Source organism: Nocardia sp. NPDC059229, from assembly GCF_042754165.1.
Classification (GTDB): Bacteria; Actinomycetota; Actinomycetes; order Mycobacteriales; family Mycobacteriaceae; genus Nocardia.
In genome coordinates, this window is sequence record NZ_JBHZAK010000013.1 from 204,451 (window position 1) to 229,844 (window position 25,394).

The 25,394-nt window shown below is 68.2% G+C and carries 25 protein-coding genes; 11 read left to right on the plus strand and 14 right to left on the minus strand.

Annotation, left to right across the window (positions count from 1 at the left end):
* Together ACFXHE_RS27990 and ACFXHE_RS27995 are read left to right on the plus strand one after the other, a co-directional pair.
* On the plus strand, positions 1 to 828 hold the full coding sequence (locus ACFXHE_RS27990; protein ID WP_379387428.1) for a TatD family hydrolase: 828 nt from the start codon (positions 1 to 3) through the stop codon (positions 826 to 828).
* A 325-nt stretch (positions 829 to 1,153) separates the two neighbouring features.
* A complete protein-coding gene (locus ACFXHE_RS27995; RefSeq protein ID WP_379387429.1) occupies positions 1,154 to 2,281 on the plus strand; it encodes a transglycosylase family protein in 1,128 nt (375 codons plus the stop codon).
* Here the strand turns inward: ACFXHE_RS27995 and ACFXHE_RS28000 are convergent.
* From ACFXHE_RS28000 to ACFXHE_RS28015, 4 genes are all read right to left on the minus strand, one after another.
* Complete coding sequence (locus tag ACFXHE_RS28000) at positions 2,278 to 2,418, minus strand: hypothetical protein (RefSeq protein WP_354836094.1); 141 nt, start codon at positions 2,416 to 2,418, stop codon at positions 2,278 to 2,280. The genes ACFXHE_RS27995 and ACFXHE_RS28000 overlap by 4 nt on opposite strands.
* Before the next feature lie 120 nt (positions 2,419 to 2,538).
* On the minus strand, positions 2,539 to 4,161 hold the full coding sequence (locus tag ACFXHE_RS28005) for an FAD-dependent monooxygenase (RefSeq protein WP_379387430.1): 1,623 nt from the start codon (positions 4,159 to 4,161) through the stop codon (positions 2,539 to 2,541).
* Positions 4,143 to 5,417: a serine hydrolase domain-containing protein gene (locus ACFXHE_RS28010; RefSeq protein ID WP_379387431.1), complete on the minus strand. Its 1,275-nt coding sequence runs from the start codon at positions 5,415 to 5,417 to the stop codon at positions 4,143 to 4,145. Before ACFXHE_RS28010 ends, ACFXHE_RS28005 begins: the two co-directional genes overlap by 19 nt.
* 125 nt (positions 5,418 to 5,542) lie before the next feature.
* Positions 5,543 to 6,310 carry an SDR family NAD(P)-dependent oxidoreductase gene (locus tag ACFXHE_RS28015; protein ID WP_379387432.1) on the minus strand — a complete coding sequence of 256 codons (768 nt, stop codon included), beginning with the start codon at positions 6,308 to 6,310 and terminating at the stop codon, positions 5,543 to 5,545.
* A gap of 158 nt (positions 6,311 to 6,468) precedes the next feature.
* Between ACFXHE_RS28015 and ACFXHE_RS28020 the strand changes: the two genes are divergently transcribed.
* Positions 6,469 to 7,629, plus strand: coding sequence for an alpha/beta fold hydrolase (locus tag ACFXHE_RS28020; RefSeq protein WP_379387433.1), 1,161 nt, complete (start codon positions 6,469 to 6,471; stop codon positions 7,627 to 7,629).
* A gap of 24 nt (positions 7,630 to 7,653) precedes the next feature.
* Here ACFXHE_RS28020 and ACFXHE_RS28025 read toward each other — a convergent pair whose 3' ends face one another.
* Positions 7,654 to 9,162, minus strand: a complete 1,509-nt coding sequence (locus ACFXHE_RS28025) for an alpha/beta fold hydrolase (RefSeq protein ID WP_379387434.1) — start codon at positions 9,160 to 9,162, stop codon at positions 7,654 to 7,656.
* A 221-nt stretch (positions 9,163 to 9,383) separates the two neighbouring features.
* Between ACFXHE_RS28025 and rsmA the strand changes: the two genes are divergently transcribed.
* A complete protein-coding gene (gene rsmA, locus ACFXHE_RS28030) occupies positions 9,384 to 10,265 on the plus strand; it encodes a 16S rRNA (adenine(1518)-N(6)/adenine(1519)-N(6))-dimethyltransferase RsmA (protein WP_379387435.1) in 882 nt (293 codons plus the stop codon).
* Between the two features lie 176 nt (positions 10,266 to 10,441).
* Here rsmA and ACFXHE_RS28035 read toward each other — a convergent pair whose 3' ends face one another.
* A complete protein-coding gene (locus tag ACFXHE_RS28035) occupies positions 10,442 to 10,915 on the minus strand; it encodes a hypothetical protein (RefSeq protein WP_379387436.1) in 474 nt (157 codons plus the stop codon).
* Between the two features lie 122 nt (positions 10,916 to 11,037).
* On the opposite strand from ACFXHE_RS28035, the gene ACFXHE_RS28040 reads away from it, so the two are divergent.
* Positions 11,038 to 11,637, plus strand: coding sequence for a DUF4126 domain-containing protein (locus ACFXHE_RS28040; RefSeq protein WP_379387437.1), 600 nt, complete (start codon positions 11,038 to 11,040; stop codon positions 11,635 to 11,637).
* 8 nt (positions 11,638 to 11,645) lie between these two features.
* Here ACFXHE_RS28040 and ACFXHE_RS28045 read toward each other — a convergent pair whose 3' ends face one another.
* The 4 genes from ACFXHE_RS28045 to ACFXHE_RS28060 form a co-directional block, all read right to left on the minus strand.
* Positions 11,646 to 12,146 (minus strand): LpqN/LpqT family lipoprotein, encoded by a 501-nt coding sequence (locus tag ACFXHE_RS28045; protein WP_354836076.1) that lies wholly within the window; start codon positions 12,144 to 12,146, stop codon positions 11,646 to 11,648.
* A 121-nt stretch (positions 12,147 to 12,267) separates the two neighbouring features.
* Positions 12,268 to 14,508, minus strand: coding sequence for a heavy metal translocating P-type ATPase (locus ACFXHE_RS28050; protein ID WP_379387438.1), 2,241 nt, complete (start codon positions 14,506 to 14,508; stop codon positions 12,268 to 12,270).
* Complete coding sequence (locus ACFXHE_RS28055; protein WP_379387439.1) at positions 14,505 to 15,404, minus strand: hypothetical protein; 900 nt, start codon at positions 15,402 to 15,404, stop codon at positions 14,505 to 14,507. The genes ACFXHE_RS28050 and ACFXHE_RS28055 overlap by 4 nt, the downstream gene beginning before the upstream one ends.
* Entirely contained in the window at positions 15,401 to 15,607 is a 207-nt protein-coding gene (locus ACFXHE_RS28060; protein ID WP_379387440.1) for a heavy-metal-associated domain-containing protein, read from the minus strand. The genes ACFXHE_RS28055 and ACFXHE_RS28060 overlap by 4 nt, the downstream gene beginning before the upstream one ends.
* A 121-nt stretch (positions 15,608 to 15,728) precedes the next feature.
* On the opposite strand from ACFXHE_RS28060, the gene ACFXHE_RS28065 reads away from it, so the two are divergent.
* Complete coding sequence (locus ACFXHE_RS28065) at positions 15,729 to 16,667, plus strand: 4-(cytidine 5'-diphospho)-2-C-methyl-D-erythritol kinase (protein WP_379387441.1); 939 nt, start codon at positions 15,729 to 15,731, stop codon at positions 16,665 to 16,667.
* A gap of 65 nt (positions 16,668 to 16,732) precedes the next feature.
* Positions 16,733 to 18,538, plus strand: a complete 1,806-nt coding sequence (locus ACFXHE_RS28070; protein ID WP_379387442.1) for an ABC-F family ATP-binding cassette domain-containing protein — start codon at positions 16,733 to 16,735, stop codon at positions 18,536 to 18,538.
* A 184-nt stretch (positions 18,539 to 18,722) separates the two neighbouring features.
* Here the strand turns inward: ACFXHE_RS28070 and ACFXHE_RS28075 are convergent, their stop codons facing one another.
* Positions 18,723 to 19,610 carry an Abi-alpha family protein gene (locus ACFXHE_RS28075; RefSeq protein ID WP_379387443.1) on the minus strand — a complete coding sequence of 296 codons (888 nt, stop codon included), beginning with the start codon at positions 19,608 to 19,610 and terminating at the stop codon, positions 18,723 to 18,725.
* Complete coding sequence (locus ACFXHE_RS28080) at positions 19,601 to 21,112, minus strand: hypothetical protein (protein ID WP_379387444.1); 1,512 nt, start codon at positions 21,110 to 21,112, stop codon at positions 19,601 to 19,603. The genes ACFXHE_RS28075 and ACFXHE_RS28080 overlap by 10 nt, the downstream gene beginning before the upstream one ends.
* A gap of 157 nt (positions 21,113 to 21,269) precedes the next feature.
* Between ACFXHE_RS28080 and ACFXHE_RS28085 the strand changes: the two genes are divergently transcribed.
* The gene (locus ACFXHE_RS28085) at positions 21,270 to 22,151 is read left to right on the plus strand and encodes an Abi-alpha family protein (protein ID WP_379387445.1); all 882 of its coding nucleotides are present in this window, start codon (positions 21,270 to 21,272) and stop codon (positions 22,149 to 22,151) included.
* A gap of 83 nt (positions 22,152 to 22,234) precedes the next feature.
* On the plus strand, positions 22,235 to 22,756 hold the full coding sequence (locus tag ACFXHE_RS28090; protein ID WP_379387446.1) for a nuclear transport factor 2 family protein: 522 nt from the start codon (positions 22,235 to 22,237) through the stop codon (positions 22,754 to 22,756).
* An 88-nt stretch (positions 22,757 to 22,844) separates the two neighbouring features.
* Here ACFXHE_RS28090 and pth read toward each other — a convergent pair whose 3' ends face one another.
* Both pth and ACFXHE_RS28100 read right to left on the minus strand, forming a co-directional pair.
* A complete protein-coding gene (pth, locus tag ACFXHE_RS28095) occupies positions 22,845 to 23,426 on the minus strand; it encodes an aminoacyl-tRNA hydrolase (protein WP_379387447.1) in 582 nt (193 codons plus the stop codon).
* A 25-nt stretch (positions 23,427 to 23,451) separates the two neighbouring features.
* Positions 23,452 to 24,051, minus strand: coding sequence for a 50S ribosomal protein L25/general stress protein Ctc (locus ACFXHE_RS28100; protein WP_379387448.1), 600 nt, complete (start codon positions 24,049 to 24,051; stop codon positions 23,452 to 23,454).
* Positions 24,052 to 24,476: 425 nt separating this feature from the next.
* On the opposite strand from ACFXHE_RS28100, the gene ACFXHE_RS28105 reads away from it, so the two are divergent.
* Together ACFXHE_RS28105 and ACFXHE_RS28110 are read left to right on the plus strand one after the other, a co-directional pair.
* On the plus strand, positions 24,477 to 24,728 hold the full coding sequence (locus tag ACFXHE_RS28105) for a hypothetical protein (protein ID WP_379387449.1): 252 nt from the start codon (positions 24,477 to 24,479) through the stop codon (positions 24,726 to 24,728).
* Between the two features lie 179 nt (positions 24,729 to 24,907).
* Positions 24,908 to 25,387 (plus strand): hypothetical protein, encoded by a 480-nt coding sequence (locus ACFXHE_RS28110; RefSeq protein WP_379387450.1) that lies wholly within the window; start codon positions 24,908 to 24,910, stop codon positions 25,385 to 25,387.
* Positions 25,388 to 25,394 lie beyond the last annotated feature (7 nt).

Below are 25,394 nucleotides of genomic sequence, written 5' to 3' on the forward strand. Positions count from 1 at the left end.
ATGACCAGTCGCCGACCTGCGCCCGAGCCGCCCGAGCCGCTGTCGCCGCTCATCGACGCGCACACCCACATCGATGCCTGCGGGGCCACCGATCCGGAATCGGTTGCGGCCCTGGTGGAGCGGGCCCGCGCGGCGGGTGTGCGGGAGCTGGTGACGGTTGCCGACGACCTCGAGGCCGCGCGCTTCGCGGTCCGCGCCGCGCACTGGGACGACCGGGTCCACGCCGCGGTCGCGCTGCACCCGACCCGCGCCAACCACCTCGATGATGCCGCCAAGGCCGAGCTCGAGCAGCTGGCCGCCGATCCGCGGGTGGTTGCGGTGGGGGAGACCGGGCTGGATTACTACTGGCCCGGCAAGCTGGACGGCTGCGCCGAGATCGAGGATCAGGTCGAGGGCTTCCGCTGGCACATCGACCTGGCCAAGCGGCTGGGCAAGCCGCTCATGATCCACAACCGGGAGGCCGATCACGACCTGCTGGCGGTGCTGCTGGACGAGGGCGCGCCGGAAACCGTGATCTTCCACTGCTTCTCCTCCGACGCGAACATGGCGATGGCCTGTGTGGAGGAGGGCTATGTGCTCAGTTTCTCGGGCACGGTCAGTTTCAAGAACGCGCACGAATTGCGCGAGGCCGCGAAACTCGTTCCGGACGAACTGATTCTGGTCGAAACGGACGCGCCCTTCCTGACTCCGCATCCGTTCCGGGGTGCGCAGAACGAGTCGTACATGCTGCCGTACACGCTGCGCGCGCTGGCCGAACTGCGCGAACAGGATCCGGTGCAGCTGGCCAAGATCACCACCGCCAATGCCCGCCGGGTCTACGGAATCTGAAATACTGTTCCGCCTCTCCGGGGCTTCAGCGCCCGGCTCGGGTGCCGTCGCGGGTACCGCACGCGTGCCGGCGGTCGGGTGGCGAACCTATTTCGGGCGTACCCGGCGAGTTACCCTCAGCGCTGCGAAATCAGTTGTCGCTGTCGGGGATCGGACACCGGGCTTTGGGACGCCATATGTGTCGCAGCTCACTATGATCTAGCGCGATCTTGATTTACCTGCGGTTCGATATCGGGTCGTAATTTTCGTCCCCGCAGTTCCGCCGAGAGTGGTTGTCAATCTCTGACCCCCTCGTTATCGTACTGTGACCATGCCGGGATTTCCGATGCACGCATTGACGAAGATCAACTCGTCGCGTTCCCCGATGCTGTACGGGGCTATCGCGGCGATGCTCGTCACGCTCATCTTCGGCGCCGGCGTTGCCATCATGAGCAAGAAGCAGATCACCTTCGTCATCGATGGCAAGCAGTTCGCCGAATCCACCATGCGCGGGGACGTTCGCGGCGCGCTCAAGGACGCCGGGTACGCGATCACCAACCGCGATGACGTATCCCCTTCCGCCGGAGCGCATATCAGCGACGGATCCACCATCACGCTGAACCGGGCCCGTGAGGTCTCACTCATCGTCGACGGCACGCCCTCCAAGGCGTGGACCACCGCGCTCACCGTGGCCGAGGCGGTCACCAAGCTCAACCTGCCCGGCGACGTCTTCACCTCGCCCGCGCGGCCGACCCCGCTGCCGCTCGAGGGCGCGCAACTGCTCATCACCAATCCGCGCACGGTCGAACTCAGCGACAACGGCGCGCCCGCGTCGCTGGTCCGCCTCGCCGCCCCGACCATCGGGGAGCTGCTCCAGGCGCAGGGCCGCCCGCTGGTCAATCAGGACTCCGTGGAACCGGTCGCGAGCACCCCGCTCACCGACGGCATGAAGATCACCGTCACCCGCAAGATCGTGGAGAACCGCACCGAGCGGGTGCCGCTCGATCCGCCGGAGAACATCATCGAGGATCAGACGCTCAATATGAGCCGCACGATCGTCGAGAATCCGGGCGTACCCGGTACGCAGGACGTGACTTTCGCGGTCTCCATCGTGAACGGCCATGAGGCGGGCAAGGATCCGATCAAGTCCACCGTGATCGTGCCCGCGCAGCCCAAGACCGTGCGCAAGGGCGCCAAGCCCGGCACCGAGGTCCCGGACGTGCAGAACGGCACCACCTGGGATGCCCTGGCCAAATGCGAATCCGGCGGCAACTGGGCCATCAATACGGGCAACGGTTTCTTCGGCGGCATCCAGTTCGACCAGAACACCTGGGAACGCCAGGGCGGCACCCGCTACGCCCCGCGCGCCGACCTCGCGACCCGCGAGGAACAGATCGCCATCGCCGAGGTGACACGCGCCCGTCAGGGTTGGGGCGCGTGGCCGGCCTGTACCTCGCGGCTCGGCATCGGTTAGAAGGGCTGTCCCGACAGCGTGGACAGCAGCTGGAACGGCATGCTGAGGAACATCAACCCGACATAGAGCGGGTAGCGGATCGGATCACCGTTGAGGTAGCCCTCGGCCAGCCAGCTCATCAGGTCTGCGGAACCCATGTCGCATCTCCCTTGCGTAGTGGTTACTGCCACCGGGCATGTCGGCAACGCGAGTCCTGTTGTTACCGAACGGAAGTATCGGCCGCCCGGGTGATCGGCGCTCGGCGCGAACGCGCAGGGTCACCGGAAAGTGGATTCGAGGTAGTCCACGAGGTCGGCTGCGGTGGTGGCCGTGCGGCGGGCGAAGCCCAGATAGCCGTCGGGACGGATGACGAAGGCCGATCCGTGGCCCGCGCGGTAGGCCCGGGCGAATTCGCCTGCGGTGTCGCGGATCAGCGGGAGGCTGGTCGCGGCCGCGCCGGCCCGGGGCGCGGCGATCAGGTAGGCGTTCAGGTGGCCGTGGGCCGTAGCGGTCGCGGTGACGGCCAGCTGTTCCAGGTCGCGCAGGTCGTGATCGGTGGTGGTGTCGTCCGCGTAGAGCAGCACGGTGTGGGCGGTGCCGTCGATGAGGGGCAGCAGCCGGAAGTCGAAGGCGACGGCGTCTCGGGTCAGGCCGCGGGCGTCGGGGGCGCGGGCGCCCGCGAGCGGGGCGGGCTCGCCGGGCGGGGACGGCGCGACGATCGGGCTGCCGGCGTAGTCGATGAGCAGCTGGGCCTCCCGGCGCAGGACGTAGCCGGGGTCGGTGGAGTCCGCCCCGATGCCTTCGCGGGCGCTGCGGACCGTGCGGCCGACGACCTCCTCGCCGACCGGGCGGCGTTCGGTGTCGTAGGAGTCGAGCAGGGTGTCGGAGGCGTCGCCGGTGAGCGCCAGGGCCAGTTTCCAGGCCAGATTGTGGGCGTCCTGGATGCCGGTGTTCATGCCCTGGGCGCCGGTGGGCGGGTGGATATGGGCGGCGTCGCCCGCCACGAAAACCCTTCCGCGGCTGTAGGAATCGACAATGCGGTGGCTGATCCGGAAGACCGAGGACCAGCGCAGGTTCGACACCTGCGCCGGCTCGGGGGCGAGGCGGTCGACGACCGCTTGCAGATCGGATAGATCGGGCGTCCACCCGGTGGTGAAGCCGTGCTCGACGCCGTCGTCGCCGGTCGCCTGGTCGGGTGTCCGGCCGTCGGGGAGGAGCATGGAGATCCGGTACCGGTGCCGGCCGGGGAGCGGGATGCAGACCAGCAGATCATCGGTGACGCCGTCGGTCTGGTGGCTCGCGCGGATGTTGTAGCCGCGCGGCATCGACCAGCTCAGTTCCACGTCCCCGAGCATGTAGTGCTCGGTGAACGCCGCGCCCTCGAAGGAGAGACCCAGCGCCTTGCGGATCGTGCTGTGCGCGCCGTCGCAGCCGACGAGATAGCTTGCCCGCGTGGTCTTCTCACTCGTTTCGCTCGCGAGCGTCACGGTGACCCCGTCGGCGTCCTGCTCGAAAGCCGCGACCCGCGTACCGCGTTCGACGGCGCCGCCCAGCGCGGCGAGCCGATCCCGCAGAATTCGCTCGGTCTCGTACTGCGGCAGGCCGACGAATCCGAACGGCACGTCCGGCGGCAGCGTCAGCTCGATGCGCGGGCCCGGCTCGCCATTGACGAAGGCCAGCTGCCCGTGCAGTTGGATCGCCGCGTCCAGGATCCGGCGCAGCACCCCCATCTGCTCGAACACTTCCAGCGCACGCGGTTGGATGCCAACGGCTTTCGCGTACTGCAGAGGTTCCAGCAGCGGGTCGACGATCCGGCACGGCACGCCGCGGCGGCGCAGCTCGATCGCCGCGGTCAGGCCGACCGGTCCGGCGCCCGCGATGATTACCGCGGTGTCGTCCATGGGGTCGAACCTGTCGGTGATACGGACGCCGCGGGGTTGTTCGTGGCCGAATTACGTTGTGCCGGATCGTGTCCGGGCACCGCACCGGTGCCGTAGAAGGTGGGCAGCATGCCCTTCACCAGTACCAGCGCCGACCCTTCGCCGGAAGGAACGGCCGCCAGGTTGGTGGCGACCACGATGGTGAGGCCGGAGTCCGGGTCCGACGCCATGTAGGTCATGTAGCCCGGGATCTGGCCGTCGTGCCCGAACTGATGCTCACCGAATCGCACGAGGCCCAGGCCGTACCCGGCCATGGCCGGATTCGCCGGATCGATCGGCTGGATACTGTCCATCCGCATCTTCTGGAACTTGGCGTCGAGCAGTTTGCCGTCGACGAGCGCCTTCGTATACGTGGTCATATCGCCGACAGTCGAGATCGCCGCACCCGCGGTCCAGGTCCACGACGGGCTCGAGGTCGTCTGGTCGCCCGGTTTCAGCGTGCCCGCCAGCGCCGCCGCCTGCTGATCCGGCGGCAGTGCGAAGGTGTCGATGGTGGAGACCATGGTGCCGAAGGCGTAGCCCTGCGGATGCGGATCCGGCATCGAGGAGTCCGCCGGCGCGGGGAACGACGTGTGCTTCAACCCGAGCGGTTCGAAGATGCGCTGCCGGAAGTTGTCGGCCACAGGCATATTCGTGACCTTCTCGATGACCAGCCCCAGCAGGATGGTGTTGGTGTTGCAGTACTCGAACTTCTCGCCCGGCTGGAAATCGACCGGGTGCGCGAACGCGATGGCCAGCAATTCCTCCGGGCTCCACACCTTCTGCGGATCCTTGTCGATCGCGGCGCTGAAGTCGTAGTCGAAGGTGTAGTTGTAGAGGCCGCTGCGCATTTCGGCGAGCTGGGCGAGGGTGATGCGATCCCCGTTCGGCACGCCCGGCCAGTACTTGCCGATCGGATCGTCGAGGGAGAGCTTGCCCTCCTGGGCGAGCTGCAGGAGGACCGTCACCGTCATGGTCTTGGTATTGCTGCCGATCCGGAAGTGGTCGTCCACCGTCATCGGATCGTCCTTGCCGATGGTCCCGGTCCCGAAGGTGGCGGTCCAGTCGCCGTCCTTGGGCGACTTGACCACCACCACCGCTCCCGGAATGGCGTTGTCCTTCATCAGTTCGGTGATGATGGGCCGCAACGTCGCGGCGTATCCGGGTTCCTTGGACCCCGTATCGTTCGACGACCCGCACCCTGCGGCGACCGTCAACGCCACGGCTGCGATGAGCACGCCGAAACTCCGCCGGTATCCCATAACTCTCCGTCCGATCCGCTGGAACGTGGTTATGAAGCTGCTGAAGCGCTTGTCAGCCTAACTCCGTACCAACCGGTCGCGAATGGAAATGGGCGGTGTCGCTACATCAGTGCGCCACCATCGACGCGGAGCTCGGTGCCGGTCATGTAGCGGCCGTCGTCGGAGGCGGCCATGGCGACGACACCCGCGATGTCCTCGGGCTTGCCGAGCGCGCCGCCCTCGATCCACCCGGGCAGCCGCGCCATGAGCGTCCAGTCGGCGTCGGCGGGCAGTTCCAGACCGGAGGTGATGCCGGTGCTGATGCCGCCGGGCACGATATTGACCGCGCGCAGGCCCTTTTTCACGTATTCCAGGGCGATGGAGTGGGTGAGCGCGTTGACGCCCGCCTTCGACGCGGAGTACGCGGCCATATAGGGGTTGGACCCGAAGGCCGAGGTGGAGGAGAAGTTCACGATCACGCCGTGCCCGGATTCGATGAGCGCGGGCAGCGCGGCCTGGATCATGAGGAAGGTGCCGGTCAGGTTGACCGAGATGACCCTGTTCCAGTCCTCGAGGGGCATGTCGTGGGTGTGCGCGGCGCGCAGGATGCCCGCGGCGTTCACCAGAACGTCCAGGCCGCCGAGGAATTCGAGGGCCTCGGCGGTGACGGCGCGGACCGCCGCCGGGTCGGAGATGTCCAGGGTGAGGGTGCGTAGACGCTCGCGCTGATCGGCGGGGACGGCGTCGACGGTGGCGGCCAGTCCGGCCTCGTTCACATCGGCGGCGACCAGGTGGGCTCCCTCTTCGAGCAGTCGCAGGGCCACGCCCTGTCCGATGCCCGATCCCGCTCCGGTGACAAGTACTCGGCGGCCTTCGTATCTGCGCGACATGGCGAGAAATTAGAACAAGTTTCAAGGCGCGTCAATGGGCCGGCGCCCAACCGGGCATAGCTGGTTGCCAGAGTCTTCTCATACTGGTCCTCCGTTCAAATCGATAAACTCGGGCCCCGAACAGGAATGGTCATCGGGTCGGGACTGATGGAGGATTCATGCGGTCGGTTGGTTGGCGTACACGGATTTTCACCGCGGCCATAGCATCGGCGGGCACGCTGCTGGTCCTGCCGGGAACCGCGGCCCATGCCGAAACGGCCGGCACCGCCTTCGCCACCACCGCGCTACCGGACGGCTTCCGCGGCCTGCCGAACGGCACCATCATCGACTACTGGACCACCCGCTCCAATGGCGAACCGGTGAAAGCCAGTGGCGCGCTGTTCGTTCCGTCCGGTCCCGCGCCCGCGGGCGGCTGGCCGATCATGGCCTACGACCACGGCACCTCCGGCATGGGACCGGGCTGCGGCGGGCAGACCGACACCTCGAAGGTGAGCCGGGCCAAGGAAGACCAGGTGCTGCAGTACTTCGTGAGCAAGGGCTTCGCCGTGGTCGCGCCGGACTACCTGGGCCTGGGCCGCTTCGACACCGGCCCGCACCCGTACCTGGAGATCAGCACCGAGGCCGGTGCCACCATCGACCTGGTCAAGGCGGCCCGCGCCACGAATCCGGAGCTGTCGCGCACCTGGGCGGTGACCGGCTTCTCGCAGGGCGGTCAGGCGGCGCTGGGCACCGCGCACCTGCAGGTGTCGCAGACCCCCGACCTCGACTTCCGCGGCACCATCGCGGTCGACCCGGAATCGGATCTGGAGAAGATCGCCCCGTTCGTCGGCCCCTGGGCGCCGGAGATCCCCGGTCAGGCCGGGACCGCGGTCAACGGGTTCGTGGTCAGCATGCTGGCCGGGCTGCGCGCCACCCACCCCGAGGTCGATGTCGACAGCTACCTGACCCCGCGCGGCAAGCAGGCCGTGGACGCCTCGGAGAGTGTGTGCTTCGCGGACATCATGAAGGCGGTCGACGGCATGGGCATCGGCGACATGCTGTCGCGGCCGCTCGACACCCCGGAATTCCAGGCCGCCATGAGCGAGTACATGGCAGTGCCGGTCAACGGCTACAACGCGCCGATCCTGCTGCTGCTCAACACGAATGACACCACCGTGCCGTCCCCGCTGCACGCGGCGCTGGCCGCGCAGCTCGCCGCCGCCGGCGCGGACTTCCAGACGGTGGTCGGCACCGGCACCCACACCCAGTTGAACCCGCAGATGTGGAATGCCATCGGCGCGTTCAGCGATCGGATCCTGGCCACGCCCACCGTGCCGTGACGATGGTCGCGTGATCCCAACGGCTTACTTCGGGAACCAGCCGAAATCGGGTTCGCAGGTGACGTCCTGGTCCGGGCGCACACCGGTGGCGAAGTAGGTGTTCACGATATTGTTCAGGCACGGGCTCAGGTCCGGCCGGAACGCGCCGTGAATCCTGGTGTCCGCCAGCGTCACCAGGCGTGACCCGGTCAGATCCGCGTGCAGCGCAAGCCCTTCCGAGTATGCGGTGCGGGTGTCGTGGACATTGGCGACGATCAGCACCGGGGTCGCATTGTGGATCTCGGTGGGCGGTTCCACCGGGTCCGGCCAGAAGGCGCAGGCGGTGATGTTGTTGGCGAACGCCCCGAACACCGGCTGCGTCGGCCGCGCGGCCTCGACATTGCCGTAGTACCAGGCGGGATCGCGCGGCGCGGCCTTGTCGCCGCACATGATGGCGGCCATGCCGGCAGCGTCGAGCGGCACCACGGAGACGATCTTGGCCTTCAGCGCGTCCATGTCGATGGGGCCGCCCGCCACGCCCGACGCCACCATGGTGAGCACTTCGGCGAGGTTGGGGTTCAGCTGCGGGTTCGGCAACAGCGCCAGCAGCATCATGGGAATGGTGTGCTCGTCGACCAGGTAGCCGCTGCCGTAGATCTCGTGACCCGCGGACCGCCGGATGAGGTCCTCGACCCAGGCGCGCACCGCCTCCGGGGTGCTGCCGAAGTGGTACTGATCGTCGTGGCGGGCCGCCCATTTCGCCCAGTCGTCGAGGGCGTACTCGTTGATCGCGCCCATGTCCTGGTAGAGCCCGACGTAGTAGCGGTCCGGGTCGACGGCACTGTCGAAGACCATGCGGTCGGCGTGGTCGCCGAACATCTGGGTGTAGACCGCGCCCAGGTAGGTGCCGTAGGACGCGCCGAAGTAGTTGAGCTTCTTCTCGCCGAGCAGGCTTCGGATGAGGTCCATGTCGCGCGCGGTATTGCGAGTCGTGATCTTGCGTGCCTTCTCCGGGTCGGTGCCCACGCACGCGGTGGCCAGCGCCGCGGCCACGGCGGTGTCGCGGGCATAGCCGAACACGTCGAATCCGGCGGAGAAGAGCATGGTGGGCACCGGAATCGTGCAATTGACGGCGTCGGAGCGGCCGACGCCGCGCGGGTCCATGCCGATCAGGTCGTACTGCGCGCGGACGTCCGCGGTTATGGCCTTCTGGGTGTTGACCGTCATCGCCAGGCCGGCGCCGCCCGGACCGCCCGGATTGGTGATCAGGATGCCGCGACGGCGCGCCGGGTCGGTGGCGGCGATGCGGGAGATCGCGACGGTGAGCGTGCGACCATCCGGATTGTTGTAGTCGAGCGGTGCCAGGACGCCCGCGCACCGCGCGCCGGCGGCGTCCAGGGCTGCGTTGTCGCACGGCTTCCACTCCAGTGTCTGGTGGTAGAAGCGGTCCAGTCCCGGGGCCGTGTCCGCATTCGCCGGTCCCGCGGGCAGCGTGACCGCCGCGGTCAGCAGCGTCGCGCCCAGGACGAGCCGTCGAATCCGCCGAGCGGGCATGCACTCTCCTTCACGGTTGTGTTCCCGAGGGGCGACGCTACTCGGATACCTGGTGAAAGACCGTGCGACATGGCGGATTTGGTCCGGCGCGCGGGGCCGCCACGCCCGCACGAACGAGTTGGCAAATGTATAGCTAACTTCAGTGTTAGACTCCGCGCGCCATCGCCCTCGCGGTGTGACCGGGTGCCGGGTGATGCACGCAGCTTGATAGGTTTTCCAGAATGTCCGAACCCGAAGTCGCCGGTCGTGGAAAAGCCGCCCTGCTGGGGCCCGCCGAAGTGCGTGAGCTGGCCGAGCGTTTCGGCGTCCGCCCGACCAAGCAGCTCGGGCAGAATTTCGTCCACGACGCCAACACCATGCGCCGCATCGTCGCCACCGCGGGCGTCCACCGCGACGACACCGTGCTCGAGGTCGGTCCCGGCCTGGGCTCGCTGACCCTGGCGCTGCTCGACGTGGTCGACCGGGTCGTAGCCGTCGAGATCGACCCGACCCTCGCGGCCCACCTGCCGCAGACCGCCGCCGCCCGCGCCCCCGAGCTCGCCGGTCGGCTGACCGTCGTCCCCATGGACGCCATGAAGGTCACCCACGCCGACCTGCCCGCCGCGCCGACCGCGCTGGTGGCCAACCTCCCCTACAACGTGGCCGTGCCGGTGCTGCTGCACCTGCTGGCCGAATTCCCCAGCATCCGAACCACTCTCGTCATGGTGCAGCTGGAAGTGGCCGACCGCCTCGCCGCCACCCCCGGCGGCCGCATCTACGGCGTGCCCAGCGTCAAGGCCGGCTTCTTCGGGACGGTCCGCCGCGCCGGAACCGTTGGCCGCCAGATCTTCTGGCCCGTACCCCAGGTCGAATCGGGACTGGTGCGCATCGACCGCTTCCCCGAATCCCCCTGGCCCCAGGACGAATCCTTCCGCCGGCGCGTCTACGCCGTCATCGACGCCGCCTTCGCCCAGCGCCGCAAGACCCTCCGCGCCGCCCTCGCCGGCTGGGCCGGTTCCGCCGCCGAAGCCGAAAAGCGCCTCACCGCGGCCGGAATCGCGCCCACCGCCCGCGGTGAAACCCTCGATACGGCCGCCTACGTCCGCCTCGCCCAGCAGGAATGAGCCGAAGACTCGTCCGTCGGCGCGGTGGAGCGCATTTCCGTCACATGTCCATGCCTGACCGCGCCGGCCGAAATGGTCGACGCGGTCACGCGGAAGATCGACGTGCGGGATTCTTCGCGGTTTGCCGGTAGTGCGCGGTTATGGCACCCGGTCTGTCCGGGTGTGCTGGGTCGTGATCAGACCGGTGCGGGGACGTCGATGGTCAGCTGGGATGGGCTGGGGTTCGTACTCACCTGGGCGGAAACCTGGCCCGAGCCTTCGAGGGTGAAGAAGGCGGCGTGCCAGCCGTAATGGCTGTCGTACTCGGTGGTTTTCGTCTCGGTCGTGCTCGTGCCGTTGTCCAGGTTCTGCATGGTGACAGTGGTGGAGATTTCGCAGCTTCCGGGCGATGCCAGCAACGAGTCGAGGGTATTGGTGTCGGGGGTGAAGTTCACCGTCACCGTGGCCGAGCTGTCGACGAAGGTATCGCCCGTTTGACCCTGATTGGCCGACAGCTGGGCGTCGGCCGTGCCCGAGCACCCCGGCGTGGAACCGGTGACCTGAGCCGAATCGAAATTCAGGGGGTCCGCAGTTGCCGGACCGGCCGGTACCAAGAATGCCAATAACGGCAGGATCGGTACTGCCGCGATCTTCAGTGCGCCTCGCTTCATGACTCTCGTCCTTCCTCACGTATACCGCGGGGATAAGGCAACTGGTCGGCAAACCGCCACTCCACGCTACTCGCCACTCGCGGCATCCGGCTGTCCGGGGCTTCGGCGCTCACACTGGGGGCATGGAGATCACGTCGGCTGTAGGGGCGGTTCTCGGGGCCTTCGGGCTGTCTGGGGCGGCGGGTTTGAATGCTTGGCTGCCGCTGCTGGTGGTGGGGGTCGCGGATCGGGCCGGGTGGATCGATCTGGGGAGCTCGTACGGGTGGTTGTCGTCGACCCCGGCGTTGATCGGTATCGCGGTGCTGTTGGTGCTCGATCTCGTGGGGGACAAGATCCCGGCCTTGGATTCGGTGTTGCACGGCGTCGGGGCGCTCGTGGCTCCGGTGTCGGGGGCGATCCTGTTCACGGCCGAGACCAGTCTGTCCTCGCATCTGCCGCCCGCGGTCGCCGCCGTCCTGGGCGCCGTCACCGCGGGCAGCGTGCATGCCGGTCGGACGGTGGCGCGACCGTTGGTCACGGGAACGACTGCGGGCGTGGGGAATCCAGTGGTTTCCACCGCCGAGGACGGAGTCTCACTGGCTCTCACGATTCTGGCGCTGGTAGTCCCGGTGGTTGCCTTCATCGTGCTGCTGATCGTGCTGATCGGGCTGGGCCGGTTGGCATTCCGGGCGGTTCGGCGGCTGCGCGGCAGGCGCGGCTCGAGCAAGCTCGAGCCGCGCTAGGCGGCGGGTCAGGCCGAGATGGACAGGCCCTGGAGCAAGGTGGTGGGGCCCGCGCCGTCGCTGTCGCTGCGGGTGGTGATGGTGAGCTGGACCAGGTACTGGCCGTTCTCGGACTCGACGATGATGTAGCGGTTGTAGGCCCAGAGGGTGAGCTGCTCGACGTTGTAGGTGCCGGTGATGCCGGCGGACGGCCAGCCCTCGAAGTCGGTGGTGTCGGTTTCGAGGTCCTCCCAGCCGGGGAGCCGGCGGGCGTCGTCGAAGGCGTGGGTGAGCAGTTCGCGGGCATCGACGGGCGGGGTGAAGGTGGCGACCAGGACGACGGCGTTGTCGGCCCAGCCGTTCACGGGGGTCTGGGTCCAGACACCGTAGGAGCCGGGGAACATGCTCGGCGGAACCTGCTGCCAGCCTTCGGGAATGCCGACGGCGACCTTGGGGGCGCCGGGAGCTGCGGGGTCGACCGGGGCGGCCTCGATCTGGGCGGCGGCCAGGTATTCGGCGATGGTGGTCAACGGGGCTCCTCGCGAGGGGACGGCGGTGGTCACCCGCCATTCAACACGATGCGACAGGGCCGCCCGGATCCGGTGATCGGGGCGGCCCTGCCGGTATCGCGGGACCAGCGATCGGTATCCCTCATCCGCGAAAGCGGCGCAGTCGCAGGCTGTTGCTGACCACGAACACGCTGGACAGTGCCATGGCGGCACCGGCGAGCATCGGGTTCAGCAGGCCGACGGCGGCCAGCGGGATGGCGGCCACGTTGTAACCGAAGGCCCAGAACAGATTTCCCTTGATCGTCCGCAGCGTCGCCCGCGACAGCTTGATCGAGGTCGGCACCGCGCGCAGGTCGTCACGCACCAGGGTGAGGTCGGCGGCCTGGATGGCGACGTCGGTCCCGGTGCCCATGGCCAGGCCCAGATCGGCCTGGGCCAGGGCGGCCGCGTCATTGACGCCGTCGCCGACCATGGCGACCACCTTGCCCTCGTCCTGCAGCTGCTTGACCACGTCCAGCTTGTCGCTGGGCAGCACCTCGGCGATGACCTGCTCGATGCCCACCTGATCCGCGACCGTGCGGGCGGTGGCCGCATTGTCGCCGGTCAGCAGCACCGGGGTGAGGCCGAGCGTCTTCATCTCCGAGATCGCCTGGGCGCTGGTGGGTTTCACCGCGTCGGCGATGACCAGCACGCCGCGCGCCTGCCCGTCCCAGGCCACCACGATGGCAGTCTTGCCCGCCCGCTCGGCCCGGATCTTGGCGTCCGCCAAGGACTCCGGCAGCGCGATGGACCAGTCCTCGAGCAACTCGACGCGTCCGATGACCACCGCCCGCTCGCCGACCAGACCCTGCACGCCCTTGCCGCCGTGGCTGACGAACTGCTCCACCTTCTCGGTGTCGAGTCCGCGCTCCGCCGCACCGGCGACCACGGCCTTGGCAACGGGGTGCTCGGAGCCGTGCTCGACGGCCGCGGCCACCGACAGCAGCTCGTCGGTATCCACGCCGGCGCTCGGAATCGCCTCGGCGAGCGTCATCTTGCCGGTGGTGACGGTGCCGGTCTTGTCCAGCACCACGGTGTCGATGCGTCGCGTCGACTCCAGCACCTGCGGGCCCTTGATCAGGATGCCCAGCTGTGCGCCGCGTCCGGTGCCCACGAGCAGAGCCGTGGGCGTGGCCAAGCCGAGGGCGCACGGGCAGGCGATGATCAGCACCGCCACCGCCGCGCCGAAGGCGGTCGCCACGGCCGTGCCGGTGCCGAGCCAGAAGCCCAGCGCCGCCACCGCGATCGCGATGACGATCGGCACGAACACGCCCGCCACCTGATCGGCCAGCCGCTGCACGGGAGCCTTGCCGTTCTGTGCCTCCTCCACCAGCGCAGCCATCTGCGCCAGCTGGGTGTCCGCGCCGACCCGGGTGGCGCGCACGGTCAGCAGGCCGCCCGCGTTCACGGTCGCGCCCACCACCTGATCGCCGGGACCCGCCTCGATCGGCACCGATTCGCCGGTCAGCATGCTCATGTCGAGCGCCGAACTGCCGCTCACCACCACACCGTCGGTGGCGACCTTCTCGCCGGGACGAACCAGGAACTCCTCGCCGACCCGCAGATCGCCGATGGGGATGCGGGTTTCGACGCCGGCCCGCAGCACCGACACGTCCTTCGCGCCCAGCTCCAGCAGCGCCCGCAGCGCGGATCCCGCCTTCTCCTTGGACCGGGTCTCGAAGTAGCGGCCCGCCAGAATCGCGGTGATCAGCGTCGCCGCCACCTCGAAGTACAGCGCCGACGACGAGTCGCCGCGCTCGATGGCCAGGCTGAACGGGTGCTTCATGCCGGGCATGCCGGCCGTGCCCCAGAACAGCGCGTACACCGACCAGCCGAAGGCGGCCAGCGTGCCCAGCGAGATCAGCGTGTCCATGGTGGCCGCGCCGTGCTTGGCGTTCACCCACGCGGCCCGGTGGAACTGCGACCCGCCCCACACCACGATGGGCGCGCTCAGGGTCAGCGACAGCCACTGCCAGTTGGTGAACTGCAGCAGCGGGAACATGCCCATGGCGACCACGGGCACGGCCAGCGCCAGCGTCACCAACAGCCTGTGCCGCAACTGATCCGCCGCCGACGGGGCCGAATCGGATTCGGCCGCCTCGGTTTTCACCGGTTCGGTGTGGTGCACGGCGGCGGTGTAGCCGGTGTCGACGACCTTGGCGATCAGGTCATCGGTCGTCACCGACTCCGGGAAGCTGACCTTCGCCTTCTCGGTCGCGTAGTTCACGGACGCGGTGACGCCGTCCATGCGGTTGAGCTTCTTCTCGATCCGGGCCGCGCAGGAGGCGCAGGTCATCCCACCGATATCGAGTTCGATCGAACGCTCGGGCGCTGGGGCGCTCATGAGTGACCTCCTCCGTGGTGGGCGGGCGCATTCGAATCGGATGCGGCAGTGGATGCTTCGTCGGTGAATTCCGCGGTGTGCACCGCGCCGCCGTGCTGGAAGTCCAGGTACAGGCGGTAGTTGCCGTCACTCGGTGCTTGCGCGTGGAAGACGACGTCGGGGCCGGGTGCGGTCCTGCCGACCTCGCCCTCCGGGTGGACGTGCAGGTAGGCCAGGTCCGTGGCCCGCAGCGCCACCAGGTGAGCGTACGCGCCCAGGTAGGGCTGCAGATCGGTCACCGGCTTGCCGTCGCGGGTGACGGTGAAGGTGAGTTCGCTGCCCGCGGTGGTCAGGTCACCGTCGAGGGTGACGCGGTAGCCGTCCACCTCGGCGGTCTTCGCGACCGGCGGCAGTGGCTTGCCGGTCACGTTCCCCGCGACCGCGATGGTGCGGCTGAGAACCAGTTCGCCGGGCCCGCCGGCGGGGGAGAAGTCGGCGAACACGCGGTAGCTGCCGGGTTCGGCCCACTTCCAGTCGATGGACCAGGTGCCGTCGGCCGCCCGGGTCGGGTGCACGTGCCGGAACTGGCTCGCGTCCGAGCGGACCACGATCAGGTGCAGGTCCTTCTCGTGCAGGTCGTTGTAGCTTGTGACGGCGCCCTGCGGTCCGGTGATCCGGAATCGCAGTGCGCCTTGTTGATCAGGGGCGGCGGGAGCGCTGATCTCGCCGAGGGTGTAGCCGGAGAGGCTGTCCTGCAGGCCCGTCGCCGCGGCGGCCTCGTGCCGACTGTGGTCGGGGGCGGCTTCGGCCGGGGCCGCGCCGGACCGGTCGCCCACCAGGGCGCCGATGCCGAGCGCGGCTCCGAACAAGACGACCAGTCCGCCGCCGAAGGCGGCGAACCTCAGCCGATCGTTCACACCGTCACCTCGTAACCCGCTTCGTCGACGGCGGCGACCACATCGGTGTCGGCGAGCGCGGCGCCGGACTCGACGGTGACCAGGCCGGTGGCGAGATCCACATCCACGCTGGTGACACCGTCGATCTTGCCGATCTCCTTCCGCACCGAACCGACGCAGTGGCCGCAGGTCATGCCGGTGACGGTGTAGGTGCTGGTGGCCATGGTGGTCTCCTTCGCTCGCTGTTCATACGGTGAGGGGGTATCCCCGACACCCAGAAACATACCCCCCATGGGTACCTGGCGCAAGTACTCGAACGGGAAATCTGTCGACTAGGCTGTGCGCGTGCTCTCAGTTGTGCCCAGCCCCCTCGTCGTGCGCGCGCCCGCGAAGGTGAATCTGCACCTCGGGGTGGGCGACCTGCGCGAGGACGGCTACCACGACCTCACCACGGTGTTCCAGGCGTTATCGCTCAGCGACGACGTGCAGATCTCGCCGTCCTCGGCGCTACGCGTAAAGGTTGTCGGCGAGGGGGCCGACGAGGTTCCCACCGATCGCGGCAATCTGGTCTGGCAGGCCGCCGTCAAGCTGGCCGATATGGCCGGACGCGCCCCGCTGGTGGAATTCGCCATCACCAAGGGCATTCCGGTGGCGGGCGGGATGGCCGGCGGGAGCGCCGACGCCGCCGCGGCCCTGGTCGGTCTGAACGACCTGTGGGAACTCGGCCTCGGGCGCACCGAATTGTCCGATATCGCAGCCGAACTCGGCAGCGACGTCCCCTTCTCCCTGCACGGCGGCACCGCCCTCGGCCGCGGCCGCGGCGAGGAACTGCTGCCGGTGTTGTCCCGCAACACCTTTCACTGGGTGCTGGCCCTGGCCAAGGACGGCCTGTCCACCCCGGCCGTCTTCCGCGAACTCGACCGCCTGCGCGAAGCCGGCGACCCGCCGCGACTCGGGAGCCCGGAGGAGCTGTTGCAGGCGCTGGCCTCCGGCGAGGCCAAACAGCTCGCCCCGCTGCTCGGCAACGACCTCCAGGCCGCGGCACTCTCGCTGAAACCCGAACTGCGCCGCACCCTGCGCGCGGGCGTCACCGCCGGAGCCCTCGCGGGCATCGTCTCCGGCTCCGGCCCGACCTGCGCCTTCCTGTGCGAGAGCGAGGAGGCCGCGGTCACCGTCGCCGCCGAACTCGCGGGCGCCGGAGTCAGCCGCAGCGTCCGTACCGCCCACGGCCCGGTCCCGGGCGCACGCCGCATCACCGATCTTCCGGACGCCGCCAAGCGCTGACATCGGGGTGGTCCAGGCTGCTCGGTAGGCTTGCCCAGGGCAAGCATCGACGACACAGAGGATTCATGGCCAACCTGATCAACCTGGAAGCCGTCTCCAAGAGCTTCGGTATCAAGCCGCTGCTCGACAACATCTCCCTCGGGGTTCAGGAGGGGGAGCGGATCGGTGTCGTCGGTCTCAACGGCGGTGGCAAGACCACGCTGCTGGAAGTGCTGACCGGAATCGAAGAGCCCGACTCGGGGCGCGTCAGCCGTCGCGGTGATCTGCGCATGGCCGTCGTCACCCAGCGCGGCGTGCTGCCCGAAGGCGCGACCGTCGGCGAGGTCGTGCTCGCGGGCCTGGCCGAGGATCAGCGCACCGACGGGGTCGCCGAACACGAATGGGCCGCCAATCCGCGCATTCGGTCCGTGGTCGAGGGCATCGGCATCGCCGACCTCGGCCTGGACACCCCCGTGGCCAACCTCTCCGGTGGCGAGCGCCGCCGCACCGCCCTGGCCGCCGCCCTGGTCCGCGACCTCGACCTGCTGGTCCTCGACGAGCCCACCAACCACCTCGACGTCGAGGGCGTGCAGTGGCTGGCCGAGCACCTGCTGAACCGCCGCAGCGCGCTGGTGGTCGTGACCCACGACCGCTGGTTCCTCGACACCGTCGCCACCCGCACCTGGGAGGTGCAGGGCGGCCGGGTCGAGACCTACGAGGGCGGCTACAACGACTGGATCTTCGCCCGCGCCGAACGCGTCCGCCAGGCCGACGCCAGCGAGGCCCGCCGCCAGAACCTGGCCCGCAAGGAACTCGCGTGGCTGCGCCGCGGCGCACCCGCCCGGACCTCCAAGCCGCGCTACCGCATCGAGGCCGCCGAGGCCCTGATCGCCAATGTGCCGCCGCCGCGCGACACCGTCGAGCTGGCCTCCTTCGCGCGAAAGCGCCTGGGCCGCGTGGTGATCGAGCTCGAGGACGCCACCCTCGCCACCCCGGACGGCCGGGAACTGGTGACCGACCTGACCTGGCGGCTCGCCCCGGGCGAGCGCGTCGGCCTGGTCGGCGTGAACGGGTCGGGCAAGACCACGCTGCTGCGCGCGCTCGCCGGCGACGCGGACCCGAAGTCCGGCAAGCGGATCCAGGGCCAGACCGTCAAGATCGGCTGGCTGCGTCAGGAACTCGACGACCTGCCGCTGAACATGCGGGTGCTGGAGGCGGTCCAGGACGTGGCACAGCGCATGATGCTGGGCGACAAGGAGATCAGCGCCGGCCAGCTGGCCGAGCGGCTCGGCTTCACCCCAGCCAAGCAGCGCACCCCGGTCGGCGACCTGTCCGGTGGCGAACGCCGCCGCCTGCAGCTGACCCGCATCCTCATGGCCGAGCCCAATGTGCTGCTGCTCGACGAGCCCACCAACGACCTCGACATCGACACCCTCCAGCAGCTCGAGGACATGCTCGACGGCTGGGCGGGCACCCTGGTGGTGATCTCCCACGACCGCTACCTGATCGAGCGCATCTGCGACTCCACCTGGGCGCTGTTCGGCGACGGCAAGCTCACGAACCTGCCCGGCGGCATCGAGGAGTACCTGCGCAAGCGCGCCGGCCTCACCGCGGGCAAGACGGCCGCTCCGGTCAAGGCCGTGTCCCCGGCCGGCGCGAATTCCGCCGCCCCGGCGACGGATTCGGCCGCCTACCGCGCGGCCCGCAAGGAGCTGGCCAAGCTGGAACGCGCCCTGGAAAAACTCACCGACCGCGAGGACAAGCTGCACGCGGCTCTGGCCGAGGCGGCCACCGAGCCGGACAAGCTGGTCACGCTCGGCGCGGAACTCAAGCAGGTACAAGCGGAAAAGGAAGCCACAGAAGAGCGCTGGCTCGAGTTGGCCGACAGCTAGCCCGCCTCCCCGAGCCTTCAGCGGGCGGCCGGGAGCCGTTGTCCGCTACGCATCCGTGCCGGCGGTTGGGGGAGCGAACCGAATTTGGACGTACCCGGCGAGTTACCCCAACCGTAACGAAATCAGTTGTCGCCCTGGCATACGCGTTGCGCGCATACGCGTTGCGCGGGGCGCAACCGGAGCTTTACCCGTGCTGTTCGAGCACCTGTGGGTCCAGCGACGGGACCGGCAGGCAGGTGCGGGTGAATCCCGCTCCGAACGAGGTCAATTCGATGGTCCGGTACATCACCTTGGTGCCGAAGCTGGCTCGCTTGAGCAGCCGGCGTACCTCCGGCATGGCCTCGAGCAACTGGTAGCGGTTCGGATTGCCCAGTGCCTCGCGGGTGATGTCGATCAGGCCCAGCCGGTCCAGATTCGTCAGATATTCGTCGATCCGGTTCGGATACCGCAGCGCCGCATCCTCGCCCAGCAGGTTGAAAATGCCGCGGTAGGCGGTCCGCCCGGTCTTCACCTCCACCGCGGGCTGCGGCCCGTCCAGGTACAGGTGCCGCACCACGCGCGCCTCGTCGGGGGCGAGCTCGCCCAGGATGCGGGCGTAGGCGGTGTGATGGTGGTTGTCGTCCTCGGTGTGGAAATCGGCGGAGCGGCGCAGCAATTCGGCGCCGCGGGCGCGCAGCACGCTGGCGGGACTGGACTCGGGGGCGATCTCGGCGGCCTCGGGTGCGGTCACGCCCAGCGCCTGCCGGACCGAATGCCGCACCTGCGCACCGGCATCGGAGAGGATCTCGCGCGGCGGCTGCCCGGCCATGCTGCCGCGCAGCACCACCGAGGTCACGCCCAGCGCGGTCTGCAGGCTCCAGAAGCTCGCCTCGACCGCGGCCGACATCGCCACTCGCACCACCCCGGTGGCGGCGCGCACCGGCCCGGCCGCACCCCGGCGCTCGGTCGTGTCGACCGGCACCGGCAGCGGCGCGGCCTGGCGAACAGCGATGTCGGTGCTGGTATCGGCGGGATCGTCCTCGCCCGAACCTGATTCGGCGCGCCCACCGGTGGACGGGTCGGTCATATCCATGAGGTGGCAACTCCTGTTCCGAAGATCAGGAGGTGAGCGTAACCGGCGAACAGGCCCAGCGCGCCGCCATGGACGAACAAAAGCCATTCGTCCTGTTTGATGGCCGAACGCAGCATGTCCACGAACTCCGGCGGGGCCAGCGCCGACATTTGTTTGGCGATGTACTCCTGCACCTGCTTGCCCTGCTGCACATTGAAGGCCGGGTCGGCGAAGGCGATCGGCGCGATGGTCATCGCCTCGGAGGTGAAGGTGTCCTGCAGCGAGTCGTACTCACGGCTGCCCAGCGCGAACTTGACCACCGACCGGGCCGGTCCGAGCGCCCGGTCGGCCGCCGGCTTGAGGGTGTCCTGGAGCATCTGCATGGTGCGGTCGGCGCGCGGCCCGTTGAGCAGCTCGTCGCCGATATTGGCGACCGTCATGATCTCGCTGGCCACCAGGGCCGCGTACCCCTCGGTGATCTCCGGCTGCCGCTTGATGAGCAGGCCCTGCCGCCACGGGCACCACCACTTCGGGTAGGCCGGTTCGAAGATCAGGTTGATGCCGATCCAGTTCACCACCCAGCCGATGATCACCCCGCCGACCGGCAGCACCACCAGCGACGACCAGCCGGTGAAGTGCAGGATGGCGACCAGCACCAGACCCATGGGCGCACCGAAATAGAAGCCGAAGTTCTGCATGAATCGCAGTTCCTTGGCGCCCAGCACCTGGAACACCGAGTTCAGCATCTGCGGCCGCGCCTGGAAGTAGCGAATGGTCATCGACTTGACGTCCAGCAGCTGATCGATGTTCTTGCCGAGTTCATCGGTGAGTTCCCGGAGAATATCGGGCAACTGTTCGCGCACCCGGCTGTGCACCATCTCACGCAGACCGGTCGGCAGGTTGTACCAGAACTGCGGATGTTCGCGCTTCAGGATGTCCTCGACAATGTCGCGAATCTGAAGGTCCGCAATTTCAACAAAATGTTCAGCGAGCTTGTCGGGTTCCAGTTCCCGATAGAAATCCGCGACGCTGCCGAGTTTCGCCAGCCCTTTGTCCACCGCGATGCTGGCCATCTTGTCCGCCCGCGACGGCACGATTCCCTGCCAGCCGATCCGGCCGTCGTACTGCAGCAACGGCAGCACCTGAATGCGCTTGGGCAGCAATGGAAACAACGCCGCCAGGCCCGGAAGCCGAAACCCGTGGAACCGGATCGGCTTGAACAGCATGAGCACACCGGTCCAGTTGGTGATATAGCCGATCACACCCGTGAACAACGGGATGGTGATCAATTCCAAGAGGATGGTCGGACGCACCCCAAAGACACTTTCCAGCACGACACCCTCCTGCCGACCCGCAACGCACCGCCGTTGGCGTTGACAACCCCTCGGCGGTTCGGACCTTACTGGTTCTTTAGGAATCGAGTCCAGCGGGGAGTGTCTGAGTCGGAGATCTCGGTCACACTGGCCGGGCTCGATGTTCCTCTCTCTCGATAGGAACACGAGAATGGCACGGACCACATCCATATCGCGCCTTGTGCGGTCGTGTTGGGGGTCATGTGCGTCGTTCTGCGGCGGACGTGGACTGGGGTAACCTTCGTCTGGCTCGCGGGTTCAACGTGCCCGAAGGTCCGTCGGGGGCAATAATCTGTGGACGATTGTGTTCACCTGGCGATATTCGGAGATGGACGTGGCGGAAGACAGGATCCCGGGGCAGGACGTGGCCCGTCCGGGACCCCGTGCCGTGGAACGTAGTTCGGATGTGGAGAAGCGGCAGATCAGCAATGAGGCCCGGCTGATCCGCGGCGCCTTCCGGGCCGCCGGCCTGGCAGTGGGCACCGCGGTGCGGGGGACCGAGTGGGCGGTCGGCACCAGCTTCGAGATCACCAAACAGCTGACCCAGGCCGCGCTGGACGGCGAGTCGTCGGCCGATATCGCCGAGCGCACGGGGGCGGCGCTGCGGTCCATCGCGCGTAGCGCGCTCGGTGTCACCGAGGGTTCGGTGCGCGAGATCGTCAGTTACGTACCGACTCCCATGGGCGCGCCGCAGCCGGCCATCACCAACGGCCTGGTGCGCTCGGTCACCACCGACGACCTGCGCCGGCGCGGCGACGCGCTGCTGGCCCGGTCTGCCGACGTCTATTTCACCGAGGACGTGCACCCGGCCTACGACCGGATCCTCGATCAGTTGGCCCCCGACGAGGCTCGGATTCTGCGCTTCATGGCGCTACAGGGTCCGCAGCCGTCGGTGGACGTCCGTACCAACCGGCCGCTGGGCATCGGTTCCGAACTGGTCGCAGGGGACCTGACCTCGGTTCCGGAGCAGTCCGGCGTCCGCTACCCGGACCGGGCCCGGCACTACCTGATCAATCTGAACCGCCTCGGCCTCACCATGACCTCCGAAGATCCGGTCGTTTTGTCGCGATACATGGTGCTCGAGGTGCAGCCCCTCGTGGAGCAGGCGCTGAAAAAGGCCGGTCGCGTGCCCAAGATCGTGCGAAAGAGTCTGCGACTGACCGAGTTCGGCGAGGATTTCTGCAACACCTGCTTCAGCATCAACGGCTGAGTCGGTATCCGGCTGATAGCGATCTGGTACAAATCCGTGCCGATCCCTGAAGGTTTCCTACACCTGATGGGATGGTTGAAGGTATGGATTCCGATGCCGTCGCGGCGATCAGCCGGCTGAAGTTCCGTTACCTGCGCGCGCTCGACACGAAGGCGTGGGAGGAGTTCGCCGACACGATGATTCCGGAGGCCACCGCCACTTACAGCGAGTACCTCCAGTTCGAATCGCGCGACGCCTTCCTGGCCTTCATGCGCAACACCCTGGGCCCGCACGTCATCACGGAACACCGCTGCGACCACCCGGAAATCGACGTTCACGGCGACGAGGCGACCGGCACCTGGTACCTGGCCGACACCGTCCTCATCCCGGGCCACAACATGCTGCTCCGCGGTGCGGCGTTCTATACGGACCGCTACGTCCGCTGCGACGACGGACAGTGGCGCATCGCGCACACCGGATATGAGCGCACCTATGAGGTGGTGCTGTCCCTGTCGGATCTGCCCAGCCTGCGCCTGACCTCGAGCCGCTGGGGGCTGATCGCCCGCGAACCCGCGGAATCGCCGCGCACCGAACCCGGCTCGGACGGGACGGGCACGATCGGCTGACGGCACCGGCCGCGCGGTCACCGCGCTGAACGTGTCGCTATCGCTGGGCCGAACGGGTCACTATCGCCGGCGCCGAATGCGTTGCGCGTCAGTGCAGCTGGTTCTGCGCGGTTTCCAAGCCCACGCGCAGCAGCAGTTCGACCGCGTCGGCGGTCTGCTCGACGATCACCGGAACCTCTTTGCGTTCCGGTGCGGAGAAGGGCTTGAGGACGTAGTCCGCGGGATCCTGGCGGCCCGGCGGGCGGCCGATGCCGAAGCGGACGCGCAGATAGTCCTTGGTGGTGAGGGCCTGCGAGATGGAGCGCAGCCCATTGTGCCCGCCCTCGCCGCCGCCGCGCTTGAGACGGATGGCGCCGAAGGGTAGGTCGAGCTCGTCGTGGACGACGATCACCTCGGCGGCGGGCACGGAGAAGAATTTGGCCAGCGCCGCGACGGACCGCCCGGACAGGTTCATGTAGGTGCGCGGCTTGGCCAGCAGCACCTTGCGCCCGTCCAGACGGGCCTCGAGCAGATCCGCGCCGGACTTCTTGTGCACGGTGAAACGGCCGCCGACGCGCTCCGCGAGCACATCGGCGACCAGGAAACCGACATTGTGCCGGGTGCGCTCGTATTCGGATCCGGGATTACCCAGACCGACCACCAGCGCGGGCCCGGCCGTTGCCTCGGTCATCGAGAACCGTTGTGGGAGTAGGGAGTTACTCCGCGGCTTCCTCGGAAGCGGCGGCCTCGGCCTCTTCCTCGGCGGCGGCGGCCGGGGCGGCGATGATGTTGACGATCAGGGCCTCGGCGTCACCGGCCAGGGTGACACCCTTCGGCAGCTCGATCTGGCCGGCGGTGATCTGGGTGCCGGCCTCGACGCCCTCGATCGAGACCTCGATGGACTCGGGGATGTTCAGAGCCTCGGCCTCGATGGACAGGGTGGTGGCGTCCTGGGTGACCAGGGTGCCGGAGGCGGCGTCGCCGACCAGGGCGACGAGCACGTCGGCGGTGACCTTCTCGCCGCGGCGCACGATCAGCAGGTCGGCGTGCTCGATGTAGCGGCGGATCGGGTGGACGACGACCGACTTGGTCAGCGCCAGCTGCTTCTTGCCGTTGATGTCGAGGTTCAGGACGGCGTTGGTGCCGTGCTCACGCAGGATGGCAGCGAACGCCTGGGCGTTCACCGACAGGTGCTGCGGCTCCTCGTTGTGGCCGTAGAGCACGGCCGGGACATTGCCGTCGCGGCGGGTACGGCGGGCAGCGCCCTTACCGAACTCGGTGCGTACGGTGGCTTCGAGAAGGTTGGCGTCGGACATGACTGTCTACTCCCTACGGCTCGTCCGGCTGTAATGTCAGCGTGTCGCCAGGCGACGGGGCCGCCCTGGCTGAGGTTGGTCTGCTCGTCGGCGAAGACCAACATGGACGGCCGTATAGGCCGAGCCGCGTCGATCACGGTGGGCAATTGGGTGCCGCACCCTCGCCGAGACAACCTGACGACTCTAACACGCGGCCGGAGCGGCTCTGCGCCACCCCCTCGATGGCTGGGGGCGGGGCGTGCGTTCCCAGGAATTGCACAGGAATTTTTTCACTCTTGTTTCCCGCAATCTGACACACTACCATTTCGCATCACTCCGCCTCGCGGGGAATGCTTTGCGCCATAGGGAAATGCGCCCCCATTTCCGGCGCCGGGCAATTCGAACGACACGCTGAGTAGCGTGTCTTCCGAGTAAGGATCAGTTTGATGAAGAACATCCGCCGGTTCGGTCTGAGTGCCGTGGGCATCGCCGCCGTCTCCGCCACCGTCGCCCTCACCGCCCCGGTCGCCGCGGCCGATTCGAATGCCAACTGCCCCCCGTCCAACTCGGGCGGAACCAGCACCGGCAGCAGCTCGACCACCCTGGGCCCGCTCATCAACAACATTCTGAGCAGCCTGGGCGCCCTGAGCGGCCACGGTACTTCGACGTCCAGCGGCAACGCTTCCTCGGTCGGCTGACGAAAACTGGGCTGCGACCGGCGGTCGGTTATCTGTTTGCCTCGCTGTCGTGACCGGTTCGGGTGGTCGTCACCGTTTTCCGCGGTAATACCGCTTCGGGTAGCGGAGACGCCACTCCGGTGCTAGGCAATTTGATCGGCACGCTGAGTAGCTTGTCTTCGAAGTAAGGAAACAGATTCATGAAGAACATCCGCCGGTTCGGTCTGAGCGCTGCGGGCATCGCCGCCATCTCCGCCACCGTCGCCCTCGCCGCCCCGTTCGCCGCCGCGGACACCTCCAACAACGGTATGACCGTGGTCGGCAGCAACTTCCAGACCGGCACGGCGTACACCATCAACATCATCACCGGCGTTCCCGGCGTCACCGCCAACGTGTACGACACCAACGCTTCCAACACCACGGTGTCGGTCGGCTCGGCGACCTCCTCGGGCTCCACCCAGGCGTCCGTGCAGTGGACCCCGGCCACCTCGGGCTCGCATCACCTGTGGGTGGTGCTGAGCGGCGGCTCCCAGTCGGTGCCGACCTCCGGCCCGGTGGATGTCACCGTCGCCGACCCCTCGACGACCACCACCACGACGGGAACCGGTAGCGCGGGCTCGCTGATCCCGTTGATCAGCAACCTGCTGAACAGCCTCGGAGCCTCCTCACAGGTGAGCTGACGTTCCG

Bases quoted from the DNA above. Each gene is read 5' to 3' on its own strand.
- ACFXHE_RS28050 (WP_379387438.1), bottom strand. From the start codon at position 14,508: ATGAGCGCCCCAGCGCCCGAGCGTTCGATCGAACTCGATATCGGTGGG.
- ACFXHE_RS28000 (WP_354836094.1), bottom strand. From the start codon at position 2,418: ATGGGTTCCGCAGACCTGATGAGCTGGCTGGCCGAGGGCTACCTCAAC.
- ACFXHE_RS28100 (WP_379387448.1), bottom strand. From the start codon at position 24,051: ATGTCCGACGCCAACCTTCTCGAAGCCACCGTACGCACCGAGTTCGGT.
- ACFXHE_RS28070 (WP_379387442.1), top strand. From the start codon at position 16,733: ATGGCCAACCTGATCAACCTGGAAGCCGTCTCCAAGAGCTTCGGTATC.
- ACFXHE_RS27995 (WP_379387429.1), top strand. From the start codon at position 1,154: ATGCACGCATTGACGAAGATCAACTCGTCGCGTTCCCCGATGCTGTAC.
- ACFXHE_RS28025 (WP_379387434.1), bottom strand. From the start codon at position 9,162: ATGCCCGCTCGGCGGATTCGACGGCTCGTCCTGGGCGCGACGCTGCTG.
- pth (WP_379387447.1), bottom strand. From the start codon at position 23,426: ATGACCGAGGCAACGGCCGGGCCCGCGCTGGTGGTCGGTCTGGGTAAT.
- ACFXHE_RS28035 (WP_379387436.1), bottom strand. From the start codon at position 10,915: ATGAAGCGAGGCGCACTGAAGATCGCGGCAGTACCGATCCTGCCGTTA.
- rsmA (WP_379387435.1), top strand. From the start codon at position 9,384: ATGTCCGAACCCGAAGTCGCCGGTCGTGGAAAAGCCGCCCTGCTGGGG.
- ACFXHE_RS28020 (WP_379387433.1), top strand. From the start codon at position 6,469: ATGCGGTCGGTTGGTTGGCGTACACGGATTTTCACCGCGGCCATAGCA.
- ACFXHE_RS28040 (WP_379387437.1), top strand. From the start codon at position 11,038: ATGGAGATCACGTCGGCTGTAGGGGCGGTTCTCGGGGCCTTCGGGCTG.
- ACFXHE_RS28090 (WP_379387446.1), top strand. From the start codon at position 22,235: ATGGATTCCGATGCCGTCGCGGCGATCAGCCGGCTGAAGTTCCGTTAC.
- ACFXHE_RS28105 (WP_379387449.1), top strand. From the start codon at position 24,477: ATGAAGAACATCCGCCGGTTCGGTCTGAGTGCCGTGGGCATCGCCGCC.
- ACFXHE_RS27990 (WP_379387428.1), top strand. From the start codon at position 1: ATGACCAGTCGCCGACCTGCGCCCGAGCCGCCCGAGCCGCTGTCGCCG.
- ACFXHE_RS28060 (WP_379387440.1), bottom strand. From the start codon at position 15,607: ATGGCCACCAGCACCTACACCGTCACCGGCATGACCTGCGGCCACTGC.
- ACFXHE_RS28085 (WP_379387445.1), top strand. From the start codon at position 21,270: ATGGACGTGGCGGAAGACAGGATCCCGGGGCAGGACGTGGCCCGTCCG.
- ACFXHE_RS28005 (WP_379387430.1), bottom strand. From the start codon at position 4,161: ATGGACGACACCGCGGTAATCATCGCGGGCGCCGGACCGGTCGGCCTG.
- ACFXHE_RS28080 (WP_379387444.1), bottom strand. From the start codon at position 21,112: ATGGATGTGGTCCGTGCCATTCTCGTGTTCCTATCGAGAGAGAGGAAC.
- ACFXHE_RS28110 (WP_379387450.1), top strand. From the start codon at position 24,908: ATGAAGAACATCCGCCGGTTCGGTCTGAGCGCTGCGGGCATCGCCGCC.
- ACFXHE_RS28075 (WP_379387443.1), bottom strand. From the start codon at position 19,610: ATGGATATGACCGACCCGTCCACCGGTGGGCGCGCCGAATCAGGTTCG.
- ACFXHE_RS28015 (WP_379387432.1), bottom strand. From the start codon at position 6,310: ATGTCGCGCAGATACGAAGGCCGCCGAGTACTTGTCACCGGAGCGGGA.